This is a genomic window from Streptomyces sp. NPDC006798 (assembly GCF_040635975.1).
In the GTDB taxonomy this organism is placed as follows: Bacteria; Actinomycetota; Actinomycetes; order Streptomycetales; family Streptomycetaceae; genus Streptomyces.
Genome location: NZ_JBEYIS010000055.1, coordinates 15100 through 36398, shown reverse-complemented (window position 1 = coordinate 36398; position 21299 = coordinate 15100). Strand labels below are relative to the sequence as shown.

Here is a 21299-nt window from a genome sequence, read left to right as displayed (position 1 = left end):
ACCGGGACCGGGAAACACGGCAAGCGCGCCCGCGCAAAGGCCATCCCAAAGCTACCCCCGGGCCATGTACATCACCCGCCCGTGGCCCAGAGGCCACGGGACAGGCCATGGCGGGGCCACCTGCGGCGGGAGAACGATGAGCGCCACTCCCCGGCCGCCGCCCCGTCCCCTACGGGTGCGGCGGCCTGACCTCCCCTTCGACCGAAGCCGAGGCTGCAATGAGCACGTTGAGCCAGAGCACCACCGTAGAGAGCAGGGCTGAGCATCCGCTCGCCACCGTCCCCCACGAGGTACGGGACGCCGTGGCGCTGTTCCTCGACCGCAGGGTCATGGGCTCCGACGCCTTACCGGGCCCGACGGAGGTGGAGTGCCGTTGGATCGGCTTCGCCCGCCGGGTCTGCGCCGCCAAGCTCCGTCTCTGGGGCCTTCATCGGGTCGTTGACGACGCGACCTTGTTGGCCAGCGAGCTGGTCACGAACGCGATCCAGCACAGCAAGGGTGAGAAAGTCACCGTCCGGATCCTTATCTCGCTTCACACCGTGGTGATCGAGGTTGAGGACGGGTCCGTCGGCCGCGCGGCAGTCGCCGCACGCGGGCATTGGTCCGAGAGCGGCCGGGGCATGGTCATTGTTGCTGCGGTGGCCCAGTCCTGGGGTGTCAGCGCCGACGGTACGACGACTTGGTGCGAGCTTGCCGTTCCTCCCCTTCAGCGGAGGGCGCGTTGATCCCCTCAATCACCGGCCGCGGTGGCACGGGGCGGTTACCGGAAGCACTCTCCGGGCGGGGCTCGGCGTATACCGCCGTCCCGTCAGGTCAGGAGGGTGCGGGCGCGTTCGTCGAGGGTGGCGGCGCTGCGGGCGCCCCGGGCGCGGAAGGGTGCAAGATCGCGCCGTATCCCGACGATCGCTTTGCGGGTGCGGGCGGACTGGATGCCGTCCATGTGGTCGAGGGCGCGGTTCCAGGTCGCGCACGCTTGTTCGATCCCGCCCTGCTTGAGCTGCATTTCGGCGGCGGCGACCAGGTCGAGGGCGACGATCCGGGCGTACTCCGTGGAGGGCCACGAGGCGGCCGACCGCATCAGGTACGCGGCACCGGTCTGGTAGTCGCCGAGGGTGGCGTGGACTTTCGCGGTGCGGGAGTAGACGCCGGGCCGGGCCGGGCCCCATGCCTGGGCCCAGAACGGGGCTTCGCCGCCATCTCTCACGTCCAGCAGGGCGTGGGCGCGGTCGGTCTCGGCCAGGGCCTTCGTCCGCTGGCCCGCTTTGGCGAGCGTGTGGGCGTGGACGACGCGGACGAGTGCTTCGGTCTCGGCGTCGGCAGTCCCCTGGACGCGGGCGAGCCCGGTCTCCGCGAGAGCCCGGCAGTGCTCGGGCCGGTGGATCTTCAGCCCCTGCATCGCCATCGTCCGTATCACGAAGCCGTCCTGACCGGGGATCCCGGACTCGACGGCGAGGGCGTAGGACTGGAGGTAATAGCGCTGGGCGAGGCCCTGGTGTCCGGCGTCGTACGACTTCCAGCCCAGCAGGTGATCACCCCGGCTCGCGGCGGACAGCATCTGGCGGCGCGCCTCGTCGTTGCGGAAGTTTCCCCGGACGAGGGCGGCCACGTCGTCGGAGAGGTACTGGACGAGGGCGGCCACGTCGTCGGAGAGGTACTGGACGAGGGCGCTGCGTCCATGACGTCCGCCGTGCCGCTCGTCCATCTCCGTGAAGAACGTGATCATGTCGCGGACTGCGGCGACCTCGGCCATACCGACTCGACGTCCGGTCCGGGCGGCGTCGGCGCGGGCGGCCATCTCCCGGACGTAGGACAGCGGGAGGGACGCCGCCGCGACCGAGTATGCGGAAGCCGCAAGGACTCTGCGCCGGTCCAGTTCGTGACGCCACATGGGCAGCAGCGTATCCAGTGGATCGCCGGTCAGGGAGAGTCCAATGGCCCCCTCCTCGACCGGCCCGGCCGCCGGGCCGAGTCCGAGATCGGCGGGGGAGATCAGCCGGCCGGTAGCACGGGAGAGCGCGACGGCGATGAACCGGCCCGTGGCCGGGACAGGGCGAGTACCGGAAATCCAGTGCTCCACGGCCGACTTGTTGGTTCGCAGGGTGACGCCGCATTCAGCGGCGGCACACCGGATCTCCCTGGCCAGCGCGGCGTAGGTGAGCCCGGACTCGGCGATCACCTCCCGCAGGAGCACGTTCGGAGTGCGCGTCATCGGTGCCCTCTCCCCCTATATGCGCGATATACCTGCTGCCCCCCTCAGCACCGTACCGCCCCGGCCCTGCTGCGTAGTTATCTGATTACAGACCTCGCCGCCCGAGGTGGTCGGTACGTCAGGGGAGTTCGCCCGCGCGGGCCGACGGCGCACTGGCGCCCGCATCTCCGTCCGGCTGCGCATGGCAGCGCCCCGGGCATGACAGTGCCCCGGTCTCCGTGTTGGGACGGAGCGCCGGGGCTGTGACCAAGCAGCTTTCCGAAGGAGCTGATCAGCCGCATGCGTGACTCTATCGTTCGTCCGTTCGTCCGCGTAGGGCGTCTTCTGTCCTTGCGCCGTCCGCTGGGACGGCATACGGCCGCTTACCTTGCGGACCGTCCCCTCCCCGCCTTCCCGCTACCTGTGAGTCCTCGGTCGCGGCCGTGGACGGGGCCGTCGAAGGAGCAGGCCCGGGAGTTCTTCCGGACCCAGCCGATGGTGCTCGACTGTCTGCTCGCCGAAGAGCCGCCCGCCGCCACGACGGAGGTCTGCCTGGTCTGCGCGCGGGAGACGGCCGCGCCGGTCGAGGTCCGGCCCGGACTGACCACCTGCCCGGCGCATATCCTCGACGCCTACGACCCCCGGGCGGTGACCGGATGAGTGCGACCGGACTGCCGGTGTTCCAGGGACGGGTGGTCCCCTGGATCACCCCCTGGTCCGACGCGCCGAACCTGCCCGAGCCCGTGGTGCTCGCGCCCGGTGGGCGGGGTATCGCGTACGCCGACGAGGGCGTGCACGACCGGACCGACGACGGGGTCCTGATCGCTCGCGGCCGGGGCCGGAGGGGACCCGCCCCGGGGAGCCGGCCGCTGTACGAGGTGGTCGACGGCCGCCGCCAGCGCCGTTCCGCACAGCGGCTGCTGTGCCAGGTCTGCGGCCGGCGACCAGCCCCGCACCCCGACGGGCCGCTCTGGCTCTTCCCGGGGGCGGGCGAGGTGGAGGACGGTTCCCTCACCGAGATCGTGCCGCTGTGCCCCGACCCCTGCGCCGTCCTTGCGGTCCGGCAGTGCCCGTCCCTCGCCCAGGAGTACCGGGCCGTACGGGTCCGCTACCCGCAGATCTGGGGCTACCACGGCCTGCTCTACGGCCCCGACCCCGGCAACCCGGGCGGGCTACCGGTGGCGACGACGACCGGCGTACGGCTGCCGTACGACGATCAGTGGATGCCGTGGCTGCTCGCGGAGCGGATCGTCACCCGGCTCACCGGGTGCACCCCGGTCGAACTGCCCGCGGAATCGGCTTCCTCCGACTCCTGAATCAGCCTGTCGAATCCCTTGTGGAGATTTCCCCCATGTCCCCTTCCTCCGCCGTGTCACCGCCCGGCCTGCTGACCGGGCTGGTGATCCCCGCCTTGCCGAACGTGCGTACCGACCGCGCAGCGGTGGAGCAGGTACTCGAAGCGCTGTGCGACCGGTTCGCCCTGGACCTGGTCTACGGCGACTACGGCACTCCTCGGGCCCGCGCAATCGTCGCCGTGCTCTGCGATGACCTGGAGCGCGCCGTCGGTGACCCCTCGCCGTCCGCCAAGGACATCGTGCATCTGGTGGCCCGGCTCCGGCACGCGCTGGAACAGCTCGTGGCCGTCCTGAACGAGCGCCATCGCGGGGCCGCCGACGGCGAGGTTGCCGTACTGCTCGCGCGGGGCCGCCGGGCACTCGCGGCACCGTCCCCGCCCGGGGCCGCGGGCCGGGAGAGCGTCCCTGCGGGGAGAGGGTCCCGGTTCTGCGGGCCCCGGGCCCGGGAGGCGCTGGCGCGGGCGGCGGCGCTGTCCGCGCCGGTTCCCCCCGCCGTCCTTTCCCTGCGCAGGCTCGCCCTGCCCACCCTCGACCTTCTCGACATCTGGGCCGGTACCAGCGGCTGACCGCCACCACCGCCCAACCCGCCCATCCGATCCACTGCCGGAGGAAGCGTTGTTACCGATCGAAGCCCTCAGCCCCGGCGAGTTCGCCGCGCCCCTCGCCGTCGTCACCGGCGGATGGTCACGGGAGCGTGAGCGCGCCCTGCTCTCCGGCACCACGGCCTCCGACGCCCTCACCGCCCTGGGTATCGAGCACCGGGTGCTCGACCTCGCCGAGACGGACAAGCTGGCCGCCGGTCTGGAGGGCGCCGAACTCGCCCTCCTCGCCATCGCCGGGCGGGGTGCGGAGGACGGCCGCCTCCAGGGGCTCCTGGAGACCAGCGGTGTCCCCTATACCGGGAGTGGGGTGTTCGCGTCGGCGGTCGGGATGAACAAGACCGTCGCGAAGACCCTGGCCACCGACGCCGGAGTGTTCACTCCGGCCGGCACGCCGGTGCTGACCGGCACGGATCCGGACCGGGATGCGGAGGCGCGGGGGATCGCCGAAGCCTTCGGCCTGCCGGTGATCGTGAAACCGGTCAGCGAGGGCGGGTCGATCGGGCTGGTCCTCGCCCGTACGGAGAAAGAACTCGCGGACGCGCTCCGGGCCGCGGACGGCGTGGCCATGATGGTGGAGGAGTACATCGAGGGCCGGTCGGTGAGCGCCGGTGTCCTGGAGGACTCCGACGGGACCCTGCACGTGCTGCCCCCGCTGGAGACCGCGACCGCGGACGGCATCTACTCCGCCGAGGCGAAACATCGCCCGGACCTGACCACCTATCTCTGCCCGGCCCGTCTGCCGGATGCCGTCCTGGCGGAGCTGGACGACATGGCACGGCGGGCGCACCGGGCCCTGCACTGCCACGGCTACTCCCGTCACGACTTCGTCGTCCCGGACAGCGGGATACCGGTGTGGCTGGAGGTCAACACCCTCCCGGGCCTCTCCAGGACGGGCAACCTTGCCCGGATGGCGGACGCCGCCGGGCTCTCCTACGAGCAGCTCCTCTCCCACATCGTCCGCACGGCGCGCACCGACCGCCGCGCCCGGCCCTGAAGGGATCTCTCATGGCCCTGCTGACCTCTCACGATGTGCTCGCTGCCGCGGACCGGATCCACCACCTCATCGCCCCGACACCGCTGTTGTCTTCGCCTGTGGTGGACGAGCGCTTCGGCCGCCAGGTTCTGGTCAAGGCCGAGAACATGCAGCTCACCGGCAGTTTCAAGGTCCGGGGCGCGATGAACGCCGTGGCGCAGCTCGCTCCCGCTGCCCGGGGCCGGGGCGTTATCGGTGCCTCGTCGGGGAATCACGCCCAGGCGCTGGCTTTGGCCGCCCGGCGGTTCGGGGCACCGGCCACCGTGGTGATTCCGGACGACGCGCCGAGGGCCAAGGTGGAGGGGGTCCAGGCCCTCGGCGCGAGGATCGTCACCTACGACCGGATCATGGGCCGGAGGGACGAGATCGTGCACCGGATCGCCCGCGAGCAGGGCCTGTCGATCGTGCCGTCAGCGGACTCCCACCCGGTGATCGCCGGGGCGGGTACGGCGGCGTGGGAGATGCTGCGGGAGCGCCCGGACCTGTCCGCGATTCTCGTTGCGGTCGGCGGTGGCGGGCTCGCCGCCGGTACCTGTCTCGCCGCCTCCCACCGCAGCCCGGCGGTGCGGGTGTTCGGGGTCGAGCCGGAGGCCGCGGACGACACCCGCCGGTCGATGACCACCGGCCGCCGGGTCCGTATCCCGCCGCCGGTGACGATCGCCGACGGCCTCGGCCACACCCGGCCCGGCGACCTGACGTTCGAGATCAACCAGGGCCACCTGGCGGATGTATTCACCGTTCCGGAGGAGCTGATCGCGGAGGCGATGGCGTTCCTGTGGCGGCACTACCGTGCCGCGGCTGAACCGTCCGGCGCGGTCGCATTCGCCGGACTCCTCAAGGCGGCCGACCGGCTGCCGCCGGGCCCCGTCGGCGTGATCCTGTCCGGCGGGAACGTCGACTGGCCCCGCTACCGCACTCTGCTCGACTCCGTCGCCGACCGAGAGGAACACACCCATGCCGCTGCCCTGCTGCACTGACCCCACCCCCGGACCACTCCGGCCGCCGCACGACGTACCGTCCGTCACCCAGTACGCGAGCCCCGGCCTGATCCACGCCTTCGCCTACGAGGGACGCGACATCGGGGACGACCCGGAGTGGTCCACCAGCGGAGCCGCCACGGTGGCCGAGTACCGGCACTGGGCCGGTCACCTGTGCGGGATGGCGTGCCTGCGGATGGCGCTCCTGCACCGCGACGGCTACTCGCCCAGTCTGTTCGCGCTCGCCGACGGGGCCCGGCACTACGGCGCCTACACCGAGCAGCCCGACGGAGAGATCAAGGGCCTGATCTACGGGCCGTTCGCCCGCTACGTCCACAAGGCCCACGACATGACCGCGCTCGTGCACCCCAAGCTGACCATGGAAGACCTCACCGGCCTCCTCGACGACGGCAACCTGGTGATGGCGTCGGTCCACAAGTCGATCCGCACCCCGGAGACGGACCCGCCGCGCCGGGGCGGGCACCTCGTCCTCGTCCGGGGCCGTACCCCCGAGGGCGGGATCGTGTTCAACAACCCCTCCGGCCACACCCCCTCGGCGAGGGAGGCGACCCTGCCGGCCGGGCGGTTCGCGGACTACTTCGCCGGGCGGGGCGTCTCCCTCACCCTCCACCCCGCCACCGCCACGTCGCCCGACCCGGCGGCCAGCACCTCCACCGTCCCTGTAGCCCCGTCGATCTGAACGGACAGCACCACCGTGGAACCCCTCTCACTCGCGGCCGTTGCCCGCATCACCGGCGGGCAGCTCGCCGATGTCACCGACCCCGGCGCCCTCGTCACCGAACCCCTCGTCTTCGACTCCCGCACCGCGGTCGAGGGCTCCCTGTTCCTCGCCCTGCCCGGCGACCACACCGACGGACACACCTTCGCCGCCGACGCCGTGACGTCCGGGGCCGTCGCCGCCCTGGCCACCCGCCCGGTCGGCGTGCCCGCGATCGTCGTGGACGATGTCCTCGCAGCGGCGGCCCGGCTCGCCGGACACCTGCTCCGGGCCTGCCTCCCGGACACCACGGTGGTGGCGGTCACCGGCTCGGCGGGCAAGACGAGCACCAAGGACTTCATCGCCCGCCTCCTGGCCGCCGCCGGTGAGACCGTGGCCACGGAGCAGTCCTTCAACAACGAGATCGGCCTGCCGGTCACCGTCACCCGCGCCACCGCCGACACGAAGTTCCTGGTACTGGAGATGGGCGCCCGCCACAGCGGCGACATCCGCACCCTCACCACGGTGGCGCCACCGGCGGTCAGCGTGGTCACGAACGTCGGCACCGCCCATATCGGAGAGTTCGGCAGCCAGGACGCCATCGCCCGCGCCAAAGCCGAGATCGTCGAAGCCCTACCCCCGCACGGCCTCGCGGTCCTCAACGCCGACGACGCCCGCGTCCTCGCGATGCGCAACCGCACCGGCGCCCGCGTCCTCACCTACGCCACCCACCAGCCCGCCGACATCCGCGCCACCGACGTCTCACTCGACGACCAAGGGCGCGCCCGCTACACCCTCACCACCCCCGGCGGCAGCGCTCCGGTCCACCTGCGGCTCGCCGGAGCGGTACAGATCGCGAACTCCCTCGCCGCCGCCGCGGTCGCGCACGAAGCCGGACTCGACGCCGACGACACCGCCGAACTCCTCAGCAGCGCCACCGCCCGGTCGCGGTGGCGGATGGAGACCACCGACCGCGAAGACGGCGTCACCATCATCAACGACGCCTACAACGCCAGCCCCGACTCCATGCACCACGCGATCAAAACCCTCACCACCATGGGCCGCTCATCCGGACGGCGCACCATCGCGGTCCTGGGCAAGATGAACGAACTCGGCGACGAATCGCGCGCCGCGCACGAGGAGACCGGGCAGATCGCCGCCGCCGAGGGCGTGGACCAGCTCGTGGCCGTCGGCGGCGACGAGGCCCGCTGGATGCAACAGACCGCCACGGGGATCACCGCAGTCCACCTGCCCGACCAGGACACCGCCCTCGAACTCCTCCAGCACACCCTCCGGCCCGGCGACATCGTGCTGGTCAAGGCCAGCCGCGACGTCCAGCTCCAGCAGCTCGCCGACGCCCTCCTCCAAACCACCGAGTAGACGCCCCCGCACCAAACCCCGCCCGGGGCCCGCCCCACCGGGCCCCGGGCCGGCCCCCCTGCCCACCCGCACCCGCCCTTCGCCGAGAGGTGATCCCGTCATGCCCGAAACCACCCACCGCAGCTGTGTTCACCAGCCGCCGTGCCCCGGCCCGGACGCGGCCGACCGGTCCGCCGCCGTCACCGTCAGCCGCGACAGCATCACCGGCTGGGCCCTCCTCTGCAACGGCGTCATCTGCTTCGACGACGGCGGCAACATCACCCCCAGCCTGATCATCGCCCCCGCGCAGCGCCTCGCCGCATAGCCCCGCGGCCCCCAGCTCCGACACCCAGAACGGACCCGCCGTGCCCACACTCACTCCCGCCGACCCCTCGCAGGCCGGGAACTTCGAGGACTTCTTCCACGACAACAATCCCGACTACACCCGCTACGGCGGGCCGTACGGGACCTGGATCCACCCCACCCTCGTCCGCAAGATCAGCAACGGACACGCCTTCCAGACCGTCCGCATCCCCTACGACACCGGCCTGCGGATCCTGGCCGACCACCCGGCCCTGGAAAAAGGGCCCGTGATCGTGAACGACTTCGCCCGCATCATTGTCTTTCTCCTGCCTGCGGACACCCGGCCCGAGCACTGGAACGTCCCCGGCACCAGGTTCCTGCGCCCCGGGGTGACGGTGGAACTCCCGCCCGCCGCCGCCGTCCGCTGCCGCGACATCCACTGGACGACCCCGCCCGCCACCCACCAGCCTTTTGTCGTCAGCGACCTCACCGCCACCCTCACCGGCACCCCCGTGCCCGTACGGCAGACGCAGCCCCAGCCACCGCGCACCAGCCGGGCGGCCGGGAGCCGGCGGTGAACCTCGACGACCTCCCCGTCACCACCTCCCTGGACCACCGAGGGGCACGCTCCGCCCGAATCCACGACTGGCTGGCCATGGGTATTGAGAACTACAGGGCCGACCGCGAGGCCGCCATCGCACTCCTCGACCCGCTGCCCCAGGCAGAACAGCACGTCCGCACCGGCCGGGCCTTCCTCCAGCACACCGTCCGCACCCTTGCCACCGACGGGTTCGACCAGTTCGTCGACCTGGGCTGCGGGCTCCCCACCTGGCACCGGGGCAACACCCACGAAGCCGCCCAGGCAATCCACCCCACCGCGCGCGTCGTCTACGTGGACACCGACCCCATGGTCCTCGCCCACGCCCGAACCGAACTGGAAGACAACGAGCACATCCGGACAGCCGACTGCGACCTGCGCGATCTCGCAGCCCTGAAGCTCGCGACCGCGGACTTCCTCGACTGGGACCGGCGGCTGGCCGTGCTGTTGTCGATGGTGCTGGACTGCCTGCCCGACGAGGACGGCTTGGTGAACCCCGCAGACGTGGTCCGGACACTCGCCGACGGACTTCCGCCCGACAGCGTCATCGCCGTCGTGCAACTCGTGTCCGACGACCCCACAGTGCGCAACGCCGTCACCGAGATCATGACCGCGACAACCGGCGGCCGGTGGGGGCGGATGCGCGACACCGCCTTCATCCACCAGTGCACCCGCGGCCTGGAAATCATCCCGCCCGGACCGGGAGACGTCACCATCCTCAAGCCCGGCCTCGCACCCCGCCGCCGTAAGGGCAGACAGGACACCTCCGCAACCTGGGGCGCCCTCATCCGTACTCCCGCAGCACCCACGAGCACCTCACCGCCGCCGAGGGCTATCGCGCCATGGACACCAACGGCCTCGACCACGACCTAGCCCCGCCGCCGAACGGCCAGCGGCACACCACCGGCCACCTGCCCCAGCCGCCCGGCGGGGCGGCCCGGCCCCCGGAACCGGCTGCCCGCCCGGTCGGCGGGCGGGCAGCCCCAGCCCCCCGGCGCGCCCGACCACACCTTCCACCCGTCACCGACCAGCCCGAGAACGGACATGACCGCACTAAACGAACCCTCTATCGCCACCGGGGTGGTCCTCACCGCCGACCCCGACCCCCGCCTCCTCCTCGTCCTCCTCACCACCCCCGCCCCCGGCATGCGCCCCGGCTGGCAGCTCCCCGGAGGCAAAATCGAGACCGGCGAAGGCCCCCGCAAGGCCGCCGTCCGCGAGATCGATGAGGAAACCGGACTCAAGGTCCGGGCAACCGGGCGGAGCTGGACGAGGATCCACCCCGAGACCGGGCGCCGACTCCACTACGTCCACTGCATCCCCACCGGCACCGCCCCGGCCCCGGTCCGGACCCGTCCCGGCGAGATCTCCGGCGTCGTCTGGGCACCCCTCGCCCGCCTCGGCGATTACATTCCCCACGGGCTCTACACCCCCGTAGAAGAGTTCGTCACCACCTGGGCCGCCGGAGAACTGGCATGACCGGCAGGCGAAGGGTCGCGTACGGCTCCGCCCCCGCGCAGGCAGCCCGTATCGCAAGGATTCTGCGCCACCGCATCCAACAGAAGAAGATACGGCCGGGCACCGAAATTCCTGCGCATGCCGTGAGAAATGAGTTCGCGACAACAGAATATGTCGCGCTTCTGGCTATCACCGTCCTTGCGCGAGAAAGTCTTGTCACCGCGCCCCGGCGCGGACACGCCGCCCGCGTCGAGGGAGACGGAACCAAACGCGCCCCTCGCCTTCAGCACGAAAAACTCGCCAGCCAACTGCAAGCAAGAATCGAAGCGGGCGAGTACCAGCCGGGCGACTGGATCCCCGGCACCGCCACCCTGGCACGGGAATTCTCGGCCAGCGAAGGCACCGTGCAACTGGCCCTGAAACTACTCCGGGACACGGGAGCCCTCGACACCGTTCCCGGCAGAGGGAGCTACGTAGCCGGGGCGACACCCCGAGGACCCAGGAAACCGACCCCGAAACGCGCAACCCCCGAACTCACCGAGAGAGTGCAGCGTCACCTCGAAGACGAAAGTGCACCGGGAACCCTCATCCCGCTGCGTGAAATAGCCGCCAGCCTGGACGTCCCGGAGGACGCGGTCCGCGCCGCGGTCCGAGAACTCATGGAACGGGGAACCGTCGACTGCATACTCGGCGCCGGATTCCACGCAACGAGCGGAAACGAAACATGACACACGCTCACCAGCCAGGACACCACACCAGGCCGACCGGCAGACTCCGAAAGGACGCGTCAGGCAGTGCGCCCGGAGGCGAAAGGCCAGCGACGGTAGAGAAATTACCACGCGTCCCCGCCAGCTCGTTTTCTCAGTGGGCGGCCTACGTCGCGGACAAACTACGTGCGCGTATCGCCTCGGGAGAATGGGAGGCGGGAACCGCGATCCCCCTCGACTTCGTCATGAACGGCTACCACGTCGGCATGAGCGTCGCCCGGGGCGCTGTCGGAATACTCCGGGACGCCGGACTGGCAGCCACCGGCTCCCTCTCGAAGGACGGCCCTACGCACGAGCGCCTGGCCCGCACCATGGAGAAGTGGATTGCGGACGGATTCTACCGGGTGGGCGACAACCTGCCTTCGGCCCGGCATCTTTCAGAAGAATTCAGAGTGAGCAACCGTGCCGTGGGCCGGGCGATCGACGTTCTCGCGGACAAAGGGCTCGTCGATGCATTCCGGGGACGGTCCACTACCGTGACCGCAACGCAGCCCTGGACCGGCAAGATCCGGCGCCACATCAGGGAAAAGGGCTACGGGGCAGGCATCGTCCTGTCGGCATTCGACACAGCCGCCGCCCTGGGAATCTCGGAGAAAGAATGCGAGCGGGCGTTCGCCCGTCTGAAGAAGGAGGGTGTCCTCGGATTCGTCCCGGGCACCGGATTCTACGTAAAGGGTGAGGGATGACCGGGCCGTACCTCGCCGTGCCCCCGGCGGTGCCGTCGGTGACCGACTTCACCGGCGGCCCCGCCCGCCCCGGCGCCATGGTCGCCGGCGCCTACCTCCGAACCCTCCGCCAGGCCCGCTACCGCAGCCCCCGCGACGCCGCCCGCGCGGCCTGGTGCACCCTGCGGACCCTGCAACTCGTTGAAACCGGCCGTACCGACCCGGACGATCCCGAAGCTCTCGGCCGGATCGTCGACCACTTCCTGCCCGGCACCGACGACATCGCCGGGGAACTCCTCGCCCTCGCCGGGACGGACGGCACCGTCCTCGACTCGACCCCACACTGGGCCGACCGGATCGCCGCAGTCGAGGAGCTGGCAGGAACCATGGTCCTCGCCAGCAGCACCACCGTTCCGGCACCGTTCCGCAGCCCGATGTACGAAGCGATGCTGCGGGAAACCGGGAACGCGCCGCACACCGCCCGGGCCCTTCCCCTCACTCACGGCAAGTCGGTCGCGCTCTACCTCCACGAAGACGCCGTACGGCACGGGCCGACCGCCGTCGTCCGGGACCAGGCCGCCCACCTGATCGCCCACATCCACACCGGGGCCACTATCCGGATCATCACGCACCGCCCCGACCACCTGACCGACTACCTCCCCCTCGGCGCAGGCCGGGTCTACGGCCAGCTCTGGCTCTACCCCATCCCCCTCTACACCGAGGAAACCCTCACGCACGGCGTCCACTACCCGGACCGGACCAGCTCCACCGTCAGCGGACGGCTGGAGATCTGCCGGACCCGGGCCGCGAGCCGCACTGACAGCCTCGGACTTCTCTGGGCTCTGGCCGACGGCGCCGAGTGGGCTTCGGTCGTGCCGGGGTGAGCCCCGCCCGCCACCGCTCCCGGTCTGCTGGCCCGGCCCGGGGTCCGCCGTTCGTGACCAGCAGCTCACCTCCGGATATCTCCGACGAAAGGACCATCGTGACTCTGACTGTTCCGACGCTTGCCGAGCAGCAGGCCGCCCTCCTGCGCGACCTCTCCGGCGTACTCGAACGCCACACCGCTGCCACCGCGGTCCGGCTCGTGTTCGTCTGCGACGAACTGCCGCTCGCGGACGACGAGATCCTCGTGCAGCGACTGAACACCAACGACCGGATCCTCGAACTCCGCCCCGTCAAGACCTCGGAACTCGTGCCCGGTGACGTTCTGTACAACCCGCAGGACCCCGCCGACTCCGCCTGGATCGACTACGCCGCCAGCCCGGTGGATCAGGAGTACTTCCACTTCGACAGGGGGCACCTGATCGTTCCGAAAGCCTGACCCACAGCCGGACCGGGATAGACCCGCGGGCGCCGCGGCCCCGCCCGTCTCCCGGCCCGGCTACCGGGCTGGCCCCCGGTTCCCCGGGGGCCAGCCCGACCCGAAACCTGCCCGCACCACAGGGACTCCCGCCATGACCACACCCGACCCACGGTCCCCGGAGATCTTCCGGTACCTCGCCCCGGCCTGGATACGAAACTCCGCCTCCACCGACAACGGGCAGCCCACACATCTCCCCGGACTGCTCCCGCCGCACTTCCACCCTCTGCACCTCCCCATCGGCGACCAACGGTCCACCCATCAGCCCGTCGCGTTCGTCGACGACTCGGCCGACTCAGGATTCCGCCGTACCGCCAGCGAGGCGGACATCGAGGCCCTGCGCCGCAGCGGGACCACTCGCGTCTACGAGTCCCTCGACGTGCGGAGCGACGGCTGGCACAGCCAGGTCTCCTCCGGCCTGGCCCGCCTCCTGCGACGGCAGGTCACCTGCTCGGTCTACGAATCCCGTACGGGCGACCGGAGTCTGGGCCCGCACCACGACGACTGGCACGGACTGATCCTCCAGACCGAGGGGGCCAAAACCTGGACCCTGTGGCCCGAGGGCGGCCCGGTCCAGATCGACACCCGGGCCGGAGACGTCCTGATCATCCCGTGGGGACTGCTCCACGACGTCACCACACCCCCAGACCCGGGACATTCCGTCCACGTGGCCTTCGCCGTCCGGCATCACCTCAAGCCGGCATGTCCCACCAGCCATTGACGACGTGTGCCCGGACCGCGACGGCGGTCCGGGCACAGTTGAACCGACAAGCACTCTGGCCACCCCCGGGAACCCGCGGACCAGGCCGGGCTCATAGGGGGACTTCAGCCGGGCATCCAGGACTCCCGAAAGTTGCTGGTCCGGCAGAGGGCATATATGCCGCCAGGCGTGCACCGGTGCTGTCGAACTGAACTCTCGGCGGCACCCCTGATGCCCAGGGGCTGTCTGCCGCTTCTACCGCGCGATCACGGAATCAGACCACGGGGCCGCGGTGGCCGGAGTACGGGGTTGCCGCCGCTGACGACGCAGCCGGTCTAGTTGTCAGAGGGTCCAGGTCATCGGGGAAGTGCCGGTGCGGCGGAGAGTGTGCGTGCCGCAGGAGTCGACGGTCAGGGTGTAGATGCCGGGTCCGGGGCGGCCCGCTTCGAGCCACGGCGTGGTGAGTCCGAGGCGTTCGGCCCAGAGGTCCCTCGGTCCGGAGACCTCGACCTGGACCTGCTCGTCGTCGTCCCGGGGGGTGATCCTGGCCCATGATCCGGAGTCCGGGTGGACCAGGCCGTGGACGGTCGTCGAGTCGGACTGGAGCGTCACGGCGAGGACGTCGTGGTGGAGCATCCAGATCTCGTGGGCGGTGGCGTGCACGATGTCCTCGGCCCGGGCCGGCAGGCGTTCGGTGCGCCTGTCGCCGGTGCCGTTGATGATCACGCCGGTGTACTGGGCGGCGGAGGGAGCTGTATGGCCGGGTTCGGGGCGGGCCCGCATGAACATCGCGTCGTCGGGGAGGAAGGGGCCCGACGCGGTCCCGTCCTCGTTCACGGTCAGGACGGTGACGCCGTTGCCGATGTTGGTCACGATGATTCCGCCCGGCCGGATCTGCTGGGGCCAGGCGGTCGGGAGCCGGTCGACGCCGCAGGTGGCGAGGATCCCGTCGTAGGGTGCGCCTTCGGGGTGGCCCTCGGTTCCATCACCGGTCAGGACGAGGGGGCTGTGACCGCTCTCGGCGAGGCGGTCGCGTGCGGCGGAGGTCAGGTCCGGGTCGACGTCGATGGTGGTGACCCGGGCGGCGCCGAGCCGGTGGCAGAGCAGGGCGGTGTTGTATCCGGTACCGGTGCCGATCTCCAGGACCCGGGCCCCGTCGGGGACGGTGAACGCCTCCAGCATCCGGGCCATCAGGGAGGGCTGGCTGGAGGAGCTGACGGGCGTCCCCGCGCTGTCGCGGCGGATGGTCAGGGTGGTGTCGGTGTAGACGGCGTCCAGATATCCGGGAGCGCCCGGGCCGACTTCGCGGCGGCCCTCGGGACCGGTGAGGTCGAAGTGGGGGACGAAGACCTCCCGGGGGGTCTCGGCGAAGGCCCGGTACCACGGCGAGCCGGACGGGAGTGCGCCTTCGGAGATGAGGGTGTCGGCCAGACGGCGCCGGGCCTCGGCCGAATCGGCGGGGACGGTGGTCACGGTCACGCGGTTTCTCCTTCTTGCAGAACGTCGGCGATGGCGCTGGTGATGGGGTCGCGCAGGTCGGGGATGAATCCGTACTGGCCGCCCGGGTTCACGTCGATCAGGTACCACGCCCCCGTCTGGTCAACGAGGAAGTCCATGGCGGCGTAGCGGAGGCGGAATGCGGCCATGAGTTTTCGGACACCGGTGCGTACGTCATGGGGGATGTCGTCGCAGGCCGTGTAGGTGAGCGCGTCGTAGTCCCGGCGGAAGTCGATCCTCGACTCCGGTGACCCGGCGTGGATCCGGGCCGCGAACAGCCGGTCGCCGACCGCGGTGAGCCGCACCTCGTACTCCTTGTCGACCCACGCCTGGAACAGGTGCGCGGTGAGCTGGACCTCCGGGGTGACCTGGTCCGCGGTGACGGGCGTGGTCCACAGTGCGTACTGCTGTCCGTCGCGGGTGGACGGTCCCGTGTTCCCGAGCGGTTTGTACGCGGCCCGGCCGCCGGGAAGCCCGGCGACGAACGCCCTGGCTTCCCCGGGGTCGTTGGTGATCAGTGCCGGGAGGACAGCGAGGCCGCTGCGGGCGGCGGTGGCGAGCGCCACGGGCTGGCAGTCGGCGATGGCGTTGTCGTGGGGGTGGTTGATCCACGTTCCGGGAATGGAGGTCAGAACGCCTCCGAGCCCGGCGCGGGCCTCGGCCCGTGCCCACTGGGCGTCCTCGGCCGACAGGCCGGGATCCAGCCGGTTCGGTGAGGGGCGCCGGTAGTAGACGGCGGTGACCTCGTGCAGGGGGAGGTCCCGGTGCCGACCGCGCCACAGCCCCGACCAGCTTTCCCTCCCGGGTCCGATGCGGGCGGTGAGCACGCTCGTGCGCGGGAAGTCGCCGGGGTCGAGCCGGACAACCGGCACTCCCCGTGAGGTCAGTTCGGTCACCACCAAGTCGGCGGTGGCATCCATGTCGCGGCGGGTCAGCACCAGGACCGTCACGATCAGCTCTCCTCGGTCAGTCGGTGTCGTTGGACGTGTCCGTCGCGAGCTGCATGTCCTCCCGCGTCTGCGACTGCGACTTGAACGCGGTCTTCATCGACGGGGCGTGGATGAACGGCTGTCCGTCGTCGGTCACCGTGACCTGCCGGTCCGGGCAGAAACTGAGCGGCCCGGCCAGTTCCTCGGCCGGGGCCGGGAAGGGGACGGCCAGTGCGAGCCCGAACGGGCGGACCGGCGCTGCCGCAGGGGCCGCTTCCGGCTCCAGGAGCGGCACGTCGGCCAGGGCAAAGGCCGGAGGTGCAAGCGTCATGAGGTGATCTCCTTGGTGTGAGTTCGATACCGATGGGGCAGTCCGCCCCGGTTCCCGGGGCGGAGGCAGAGGGGCCCCGGACGGGTCGCCGGCGGGGGGTCGGGCGTTCCCGCCCGGGGCGGTCAGGAGGCCGCGCCGGAGTCGTCCGGGCTGTCCGTCAGGGCGCGGTCCGCAACGCTCATCGGCTGAGCGGGGCCCGGCAGGGGGACCGCGTCCACGACCCGCGGAGCAAGAATCAGAGCGGGCGGCAGAAGTCCCGCCACCAGGAGGAAGGCAACCGCGCCGCAGCCCGGCTCCGCCGTCCTGCGTGCGCCGGTCACCTCCCCGGTTCCGGCAGACTTCACCGTGGCGGCAGCGCCAGCGCCCACCGGGTGAGAAGGCCCCCGCCGGTACACGGCCGGGGAAGAGAGCAGCGGTCGATGAGTTTTCGGCATGGGTATCTCCGAAGAGGGCTCGGGGACTACGGACGCCGACAGCCGCGCACGCAGGTCGGCTTCCGTCACGGGGCCGAGCCGGGTATCCGGCTACCGCCCGCCTGGGGTACGTTCAGTTAACCGAACGGCACACAGCGTGTGTACGGATCGGAAGGCGTGAAAACCTGAAACACCTGAATCCCGTGCGACCGTGGAGGGGCCATGCCACCACGCGTGCCGAACACCGCACTCGCGACCCTTCTCCGGGACGCCGACTGGACGATCAGAGAGTTCATCGGCGCGGTCAACCGTATGGGCAGTGAGCTGGGCATCAAGCTCAACTACGACGAGACCGCCGCCACGCACTGGCTCCGCAACGGCGTCGTCCCGCGGGCGAAGGCGCACCCGGCGATCTGCGAAGCACTGGGCCGCCGCCTCGGCCGTCCGGTCACCGTCGCGCAGGCAGGAATCGGCACAGTCCCCACCACGGCAACCACCCCCGGGGATACCGTTGCTGGACTGATCGAGCTGGGGAGCGCGGACATGGACCCTTCACGGCGAGCGGTACTCGGCAGCGCCGCCGGACTGTTCTCAACCACCCTGACCATTCCCGGATACGACGACGTCGCCCACCGGTTCGACGCATTCAAGCGCAACCCGCGCACACGGATCGGCCACGCCGAAGTCGCCGCGGTCACAACAATGACCCGCCAGTTGATCCGCCTGGACGACCAGTTCGGCGGCCGGAACGCCCGGCCCATGGCCGCCGCCTTCCTCGTCAACACCATCGCGCCCTACCTCAAAGCCGACGCCGCGCCCGATGTCACCCGCGCGATGCTGTCCGCAGCAGCCGACCACGCCTACCTGACCGGCTGGATGGCGATGGACGAGCGCGAGGACGGCATCGCCCAGCAGTACTTCGTCAAAGCCCTCGAACTCGCCAGCGGGGCCGAAGACCGGCCACGGTACTGCCGGGTCCTGCGCGGCATGAGCGTCCACGCCATCGACCTCGGGCACACCAGCCTCGCCGTCCGAACGGCGAACGCCGCCGCCGAGATCCTGCCCAAGGCCGACCCCCGCTTCGAAGCCTTCCTCGCAGGACAGCAAGCCCACGTAGCGGCTGCCAGCGGCGACAGGAGAGGCGCGCTGACCAGCATGCGCCGCGCCGAGGCCGCGGTGGTACGGGCCGAGCGGGACGCAGACGCCACCTTCGGCTCCTACACACCCTCAGCCCTGCGCTACCACATCAGTGAAGTACGGGCCCACCTCGGAGACCTCCCCGGGGCCATCCGCGAAATGGAACAAGCGCAAAAAACCCGGGACCCCGGACTACGACGCACCCGGATCCGGTACAACGCCCTCCTCGCCGAACGCAAACTCCGCGCCGGACGGCTGGAAGACGCCTGCCAATCCTGGCACGCCGTGCTGGACGAATACCCAGCCGTCCAGTCCGGACGCTGCGACGACCGCGTCACCGCCATGACCGCGGCCCTGCGCCCCCACCGGGCCAACGCCGAGGCCCGCCTCGTCCTCGACCGGGCCCGAGCGGTGAAGAACAAGACGCCTCCCGCACCCTCGCAGTTCTTCACGTTCCCTGACGCATGAGAGCCGCAGATGCCTGTCAGGGAAATCGGAGGTGCTCTAGTGGGTGCGCACCCAATCCATCCATCGGCTGAACTTCCCTTTCAGATACGGCGTCTTCACGGAGAGATCCAGCGCCTGTTGGCATGCATAGCCCACTGCGGCTTGAGTCCGCTCCGCGAGGGTCGGGTGGGCTATTCCACCTTCACTGAGTTCCTGATGAAGGATTTCGACGGCCATCTGCGCCATCTCGCTGCTTCTACCGTGCAGGGGGTGGTGGGTGGCAACTGCGTCACCGAGGACGACGAATCCTCGCGGCCAGACACCCCGTTCCTCTGCGTAGTGGTGGATGCGCCGGGGGGGCAGGCGTACTTCGACTGGTTCACCGACGGAGCCGGCCGGGTTGATGTGCAAAAATCGGTCGTCCAGAAGGTGCAGAGGCTCCGCTGGCCCTCGACTGCGGCCTTCCCCGGTGTGCGCTAGAACCCACTTGCCGTTCTCCACCGGGGCGAGAACCGCGGACCGGGTCCATACGATATGGGGCGACACTCCGGGAAGTTCACACTCACGCCAGGTGCACAAGAGTTCAGGTGTGAGGGTGGTGTGACGGATGGGCGGGTGCCCGAGCGCCGTCAGCCAGTCGGAGGCCGCCGATGAGTGGCCACTACAGTCGATGACGAGCCGGGCGGTCACCTCCTGCTCGGCACCGTCGCCGTCGTGGAATTGCGCGCGTATGCCCGTGATCTCGTGGCGGGATCCGACCAGGCCCGTAGCGGTTCCTTCTCGGATGCTTATCTCGCCGTACCAGCCCTGGTCTGCGGCGATATTCGCACGGAGTGCCGTATCGAGGAGCTGCCGAGTGCTGCTGAACACCTTCGGATAGTCGGGTCCCCATTGCGATCCGGGTGTATGGGCGGATGTAACGAGCCCTTCCGGGAGGGGTACTGACCTTGCTCCGGCGGCGCGGAGTTCGCTTCCCAGGTCGGGCGCCCACATATCGATGTCGCGCGGACTGCCCCAGGGAAGCAAAGCCACTTCGGCCGCATCGCGCGGGCGCTCGGTCCGGTTTCGCGCGACGAGTAATACGCGGGCGCCTCCGCGGGCGGCGGCGACAGCGGCGAGGGAGCCGGTGAATCCGGCTCCGATAACGACGGCATCAAATGAGCGCATGGGTCTTCCTGGTTCTCTGATTCTGTGGGCTATGCCAGAGAGGGGAGTTCAAAGGCAGGGGTGGCGACGTCGAGCGCGGACGTCTCTTTTGCCCTCCTGGGCAGCGCGGGGTGAGTAGCGCAGCACGAGGGAGAGGCGGACCAGGCCGACGGAGGTGCCGGCGGACTTCAGGATCCACCGGTCCCCGGGCGGGAGCGCGGGGCGGGGTGTGGTCGTCGTGGCGGCGCTGATCACCGCCGCGTCCGCCTTGAGCTGGGAGGCTTCGGGTGAGCGGCGGCTGTCGATGGCGTCTTGGTAGGCCGTTTCTCCGGTTCTCCGGTCGAGGTACGGCGTCAGTCGGAGCAGCGCGTCGTGGATGTCCCTCTCGCGCTGGAGCAGACGGAGGTCGATGGGAGACCACCAGGGCAGCGGAGCGGCGCTCACCGGAGGTATTTCGGCACGCAGTTCGGTCCACAGCGGCTTGAGCGAGTGGTAGCGGCGGCCCGCGTGCCAGCGTGATACTCCGCCCTGGCCGAGCGAGGGCATGAGGAAGCCCACGCCGGTGAGTACGGCCGAGACTGCCGCGATGACGAAGGCGGCGTACGTCGAGGCCCAGTCGAGGTCGTGGCCGGTCCAGCGGGCGCCGATCGCGGTGTACTTCAGGATGTCGTATCCGAGGGCGGCGACGGATCCGGCCGCGACGGTCAGCAGTCCGGCGCGCAGCGCGCCGCGGACTTGGCGGGACCAGCGCCAGCACAGGCGCGTCATGGTGACGGCGGCGACGGTGTGGGCGAGGAGGTAGAGAAGGATCATCTCGCGGATGAACGGGGTGCTCGCGTAGTAGGTGTCCAGGTCGCGCAGGCGTTCGGTGGACGCGTCGCCGAGGGCGAAGAGGACCCAGAGCGCGACCGCGACGCTGCTGTAGGCGGTGAGGCAGAGCCGGGTGGCTCTTCTTGTGGCCGGGGTGTCGCCGTCGCGCCATCGGATCAACAGCACGATGCTGGATCCGGAGAACGCGACGACGATGCAGTAGACGAGGGGGGCCGCGAAGTTGGGGATGCCGCTCAGGTCGTTGATGACGGCCAGCATGGGGGGCATGGCGGTGGCGAAGACCAGCGTGGCAACGGCGAGTACGGCGCAGATTGAGCGCAGGAAGACGTCGTGCGGGGTCCGCCTGAGGTCGGACAGCTTGATCAGGGTGGCGACGAGGAGGAGGACGGCGGGGATGGCGTAGGTAATCCCTGCGGTCATCGTGCTGCCTGGTGGTGGTTCATGTGCGGTTCCGGTGGGCGAGGGGGTCAGCGGAGGGGTCGGCG

The 21299-nt window shown here is 70.5% G+C and carries 25 protein-coding genes; 18 read left to right on the top strand and 7 right to left on the bottom strand.

Going from position 1 to position 21299, the window contains the following annotated elements; translation table 11 throughout:
* The first annotated feature begins 227 nt into the window (after nt 1-227).
* Nucleotides 228-725, top strand: coding sequence for an ATP-binding protein (locus ABZ714_RS28820; protein ID WP_358828283.1), 498 nt, complete (start codon nt 228-230; stop codon nt 723-725).
* Between the two features lie 83 nt (nt 726-808).
* Here the strand turns inward: ABZ714_RS28820 and ABZ714_RS28815 are convergent, their stop codons facing one another.
* Nucleotides 809-2209, bottom strand: a complete 1401-nt coding sequence (locus ABZ714_RS28815) for a hypothetical protein (protein ID WP_358828282.1) — start codon at nt 2207-2209, stop codon at nt 809-811.
* 402 nt (nt 2210-2611) lie between these two features.
* On the opposite strand from ABZ714_RS28815, the gene ABZ714_RS28810 reads away from it, so the two are divergent.
* From ABZ714_RS28810 to ABZ714_RS28765, 10 genes are all read left to right on the top strand, one after another.
* Nucleotides 2612-2848, top strand: a complete 237-nt coding sequence (locus tag ABZ714_RS28810) for a hypothetical protein (protein WP_358828281.1) — start codon at nt 2612-2614, stop codon at nt 2846-2848.
* Nucleotides 2845-3504 carry a hypothetical protein gene (locus ABZ714_RS28805; RefSeq protein ID WP_358828280.1) on the top strand — a complete coding sequence of 220 codons (660 nt, stop codon included), beginning with the start codon at nt 2845-2847 and terminating at the stop codon, nt 3502-3504. The genes ABZ714_RS28810 and ABZ714_RS28805 overlap by 4 nt, the downstream gene beginning before the upstream one ends.
* A gap of 35 nt (nt 3505-3539) precedes the next feature.
* The gene (locus ABZ714_RS28800; RefSeq protein ID WP_358828279.1) at nt 3540-4109 is read left to right on the top strand and encodes a hypothetical protein; all 570 of its coding nucleotides are present in this window, start codon (nt 3540-3542) and stop codon (nt 4107-4109) included.
* A 49-nt stretch (nt 4110-4158) separates the two neighbouring features.
* The gene (locus tag ABZ714_RS28795) at nt 4159-5139 is read left to right on the top strand and encodes an ATP-grasp domain-containing protein (protein WP_358828278.1); all 981 of its coding nucleotides are present in this window, start codon (nt 4159-4161) and stop codon (nt 5137-5139) included.
* 11 nt (nt 5140-5150) lie between these two features.
* A complete protein-coding gene (locus ABZ714_RS28790) occupies nt 5151-6155 on the top strand; it encodes a threonine/serine dehydratase (protein WP_358828277.1) in 1005 nt (334 codons plus the stop codon).
* Nucleotides 6133-6855 (top strand): C39 family peptidase, encoded by a 723-nt coding sequence (locus ABZ714_RS28785; protein ID WP_358828276.1) that lies wholly within the window; start codon nt 6133-6135, stop codon nt 6853-6855. Before ABZ714_RS28790 ends, ABZ714_RS28785 begins: the two co-directional genes overlap by 23 nt.
* Before the next feature lie 15 nt (nt 6856-6870).
* Entirely contained in the window at nt 6871-8253 is a 1383-nt protein-coding gene (gene murF / locus ABZ714_RS28780) for a UDP-N-acetylmuramoyl-tripeptide--D-alanyl-D-alanine ligase (protein ID WP_358828275.1), read from the top strand.
* Between the two features lie 100 nt (nt 8254-8353).
* Complete coding sequence (locus ABZ714_RS28775; protein WP_358828274.1) at nt 8354-8557, top strand: DUF5999 family protein; 204 nt, start codon at nt 8354-8356, stop codon at nt 8555-8557.
* 40 nt (nt 8558-8597) lie between these two features.
* Nucleotides 8598-9113: a hypothetical protein gene (locus ABZ714_RS28770; protein ID WP_358828273.1), complete on the top strand. Its 516-nt coding sequence runs from the start codon at nt 8598-8600 to the stop codon at nt 9111-9113.
* A complete protein-coding gene (locus ABZ714_RS28765; RefSeq protein WP_358828272.1) occupies nt 9110-10006 on the top strand; it encodes an SAM-dependent methyltransferase in 897 nt (298 codons plus the stop codon). The genes ABZ714_RS28770 and ABZ714_RS28765 overlap by 4 nt, the downstream gene beginning before the upstream one ends.
* Here ABZ714_RS28765 and ABZ714_RS28760 read toward each other — a convergent pair.
* Nucleotides 10003-10179 carry a hypothetical protein gene (locus ABZ714_RS28760; protein WP_358828271.1) on the bottom strand — a complete coding sequence of 59 codons (177 nt, stop codon included), beginning with the start codon at nt 10177-10179 and terminating at the stop codon, nt 10003-10005. The two genes, ABZ714_RS28765 and ABZ714_RS28760, sit on opposite strands and share 4 nt — an antisense overlap.
* Between ABZ714_RS28760 and ABZ714_RS28755 the strand changes: the two genes are divergently transcribed.
* From ABZ714_RS28755 to ABZ714_RS28730, 6 genes are all read left to right on the top strand, one after another.
* Entirely contained in the window at nt 10178-10612 is a 435-nt protein-coding gene (locus tag ABZ714_RS28755; RefSeq protein ID WP_358828270.1) for an NUDIX hydrolase, read from the top strand. The genes ABZ714_RS28760 and ABZ714_RS28755 overlap by 2 nt on opposite strands.
* On the top strand, nt 10609-11319 hold the full coding sequence (locus tag ABZ714_RS28750) for a winged helix-turn-helix domain-containing protein (protein WP_358828269.1): 711 nt from the start codon (nt 10609-10611) through the stop codon (nt 11317-11319). Before ABZ714_RS28755 ends, ABZ714_RS28750 begins: the two co-directional genes overlap by 4 nt.
* Nucleotides 11320-11543: 224 nt before the next feature.
* Entirely contained in the window at nt 11544-12044 is a 501-nt protein-coding gene (locus ABZ714_RS28745) for a GntR family transcriptional regulator (protein WP_358828268.1), read from the top strand.
* Complete coding sequence (locus ABZ714_RS28740) at nt 12041-12907, top strand: helix-turn-helix transcriptional regulator (RefSeq protein WP_358828267.1); 867 nt, start codon at nt 12041-12043, stop codon at nt 12905-12907. The genes ABZ714_RS28745 and ABZ714_RS28740 overlap by 4 nt, the downstream gene beginning before the upstream one ends.
* A 98-nt stretch (nt 12908-13005) precedes the next feature.
* A complete protein-coding gene (locus tag ABZ714_RS28735; RefSeq protein WP_358828266.1) occupies nt 13006-13344 on the top strand; it encodes a hypothetical protein in 339 nt (112 codons plus the stop codon).
* Between the two features lie 133 nt (nt 13345-13477).
* On the top strand, nt 13478-14104 hold the full coding sequence (locus ABZ714_RS28730) for a cupin domain-containing protein (RefSeq protein WP_358828265.1): 627 nt from the start codon (nt 13478-13480) through the stop codon (nt 14102-14104).
* A gap of 321 nt (nt 14105-14425) precedes the next feature.
* Here the strand turns inward: ABZ714_RS28730 and ABZ714_RS28725 are convergent, their stop codons facing one another.
* Genes ABZ714_RS28725 through tgmA form a run of 3 tightly spaced genes read right to left on the bottom strand, consistent with a single transcriptional unit; the run spans nt 14426 to nt 16840 of the window.
* Entirely contained in the window at nt 14426-15562 is a 1137-nt protein-coding gene (locus ABZ714_RS28725) for a methyltransferase domain-containing protein (protein WP_358828264.1), read from the bottom strand.
* Nucleotides 15559-16530, bottom strand: a complete 972-nt coding sequence (gene tgmB, locus ABZ714_RS28720) for an ATP-grasp ribosomal peptide maturase (protein ID WP_358828263.1) — start codon at nt 16528-16530, stop codon at nt 15559-15561. The genes ABZ714_RS28725 and tgmB overlap by 4 nt, the downstream gene beginning before the upstream one ends.
* 16 nt (nt 16531-16546) lie before the next feature.
* On the bottom strand, nt 16547-16840 hold the full coding sequence (gene tgmA, locus ABZ714_RS28715; RefSeq protein ID WP_358828262.1) for a putative ATP-grasp-modified RiPP: 294 nt from the start codon (nt 16838-16840) through the stop codon (nt 16547-16549).
* Nucleotides 16841-17475: 635 nt separating this feature from the next.
* On the opposite strand from tgmA, the gene ABZ714_RS28710 reads away from it, so the two are divergent.
* On the top strand, nt 17476-18858 hold the full coding sequence (locus ABZ714_RS28710; RefSeq protein WP_358828261.1) for a tetratricopeptide repeat protein: 1383 nt from the start codon (nt 17476-17478) through the stop codon (nt 18856-18858).
* A gap of 36 nt (nt 18859-18894) precedes the next feature.
* On the opposite strand, the gene ABZ714_RS28705 is transcribed toward ABZ714_RS28710, so the two are convergent.
* Both ABZ714_RS28705 and ABZ714_RS28700 read right to left on the bottom strand, forming a co-directional pair.
* Nucleotides 18895-20004, bottom strand: coding sequence for an FAD-dependent oxidoreductase (locus tag ABZ714_RS28705; RefSeq protein ID WP_358828260.1), 1110 nt, complete (start codon nt 20002-20004; stop codon nt 18895-18897).
* Nucleotides 20005-20052: 48 nt separating this feature from the next.
* The gene (locus tag ABZ714_RS28700; protein ID WP_358828259.1) at nt 20053-21234 is read right to left on the bottom strand and encodes an MAB_1171c family putative transporter; all 1182 of its coding nucleotides are present in this window, start codon (nt 21232-21234) and stop codon (nt 20053-20055) included.
* Nucleotides 21235-21299: the final 65 nt, after the last annotated feature.

What these genes read in the sequence shown, in the direction of transcription:
- ABZ714_RS28755 (WP_358828270.1), top strand. Translation starts at nt 10,178, where the DNA reads ATGACCGCACTAAACGAACCCTCTATCGCCACCGGGGTGGTCCTCACC.
- ABZ714_RS28815 (WP_358828282.1), bottom strand. Translation starts at nt 2,209, where the DNA reads ATGACGCGCACTCCGAACGTGCTCCTGCGGGAGGTGATCGCCGAGTCC.
- ABZ714_RS28730 (WP_358828265.1), top strand. Translation starts at nt 13,478, where the DNA reads ATGACCACACCCGACCCACGGTCCCCGGAGATCTTCCGGTACCTCGCC.
- ABZ714_RS28790 (WP_358828277.1), top strand. Translation starts at nt 5,151, where the DNA reads ATGGCCCTGCTGACCTCTCACGATGTGCTCGCTGCCGCGGACCGGATC.
- ABZ714_RS28805 (WP_358828280.1), top strand. Translation starts at nt 2,845, where the DNA reads ATGAGTGCGACCGGACTGCCGGTGTTCCAGGGACGGGTGGTCCCCTGG.
- ABZ714_RS28705 (WP_358828260.1), bottom strand. Translation starts at nt 20,004, where the DNA reads ATGCGCTCATTTGATGCCGTCGTTATCGGAGCCGGATTCACCGGCTCC.
- ABZ714_RS28760 (WP_358828271.1), bottom strand. Translation starts at nt 10,179, where the DNA reads ATGTCCGTTCTCGGGCTGGTCGGTGACGGGTGGAAGGTGTGGTCGGGC.
- ABZ714_RS28745 (WP_358828268.1), top strand. Translation starts at nt 11,544, where the DNA reads ATGAACGGCTACCACGTCGGCATGAGCGTCGCCCGGGGCGCTGTCGGA.
- ABZ714_RS28750 (WP_358828269.1), top strand. Translation starts at nt 10,609, where the DNA reads ATGACCGGCAGGCGAAGGGTCGCGTACGGCTCCGCCCCCGCGCAGGCA.
- ABZ714_RS28700 (WP_358828259.1), bottom strand. Translation starts at nt 21,234, where the DNA reads ATGACCGCAGGGATTACCTACGCCATCCCCGCCGTCCTCCTCCTCGTC.
- ABZ714_RS28800 (WP_358828279.1), top strand. Translation starts at nt 3,540, where the DNA reads ATGTCCCCTTCCTCCGCCGTGTCACCGCCCGGCCTGCTGACCGGGCTG.
- ABZ714_RS28740 (WP_358828267.1), top strand. Translation starts at nt 12,041, where the DNA reads ATGACCGGGCCGTACCTCGCCGTGCCCCCGGCGGTGCCGTCGGTGACC.
- ABZ714_RS28775 (WP_358828274.1), top strand. Translation starts at nt 8,354, where the DNA reads ATGCCCGAAACCACCCACCGCAGCTGTGTTCACCAGCCGCCGTGCCCC.
- tgmA (WP_358828262.1), bottom strand. Translation starts at nt 16,840, where the DNA reads ATGACGCTTGCACCTCCGGCCTTTGCCCTGGCCGACGTGCCGCTCCTG.
- ABZ714_RS28785 (WP_358828276.1), top strand. Translation starts at nt 6,133, where the DNA reads ATGCCGCTGCCCTGCTGCACTGACCCCACCCCCGGACCACTCCGGCCG.
- ABZ714_RS28710 (WP_358828261.1), top strand. Translation starts at nt 17,476, where the DNA reads ATGCCACCACGCGTGCCGAACACCGCACTCGCGACCCTTCTCCGGGAC.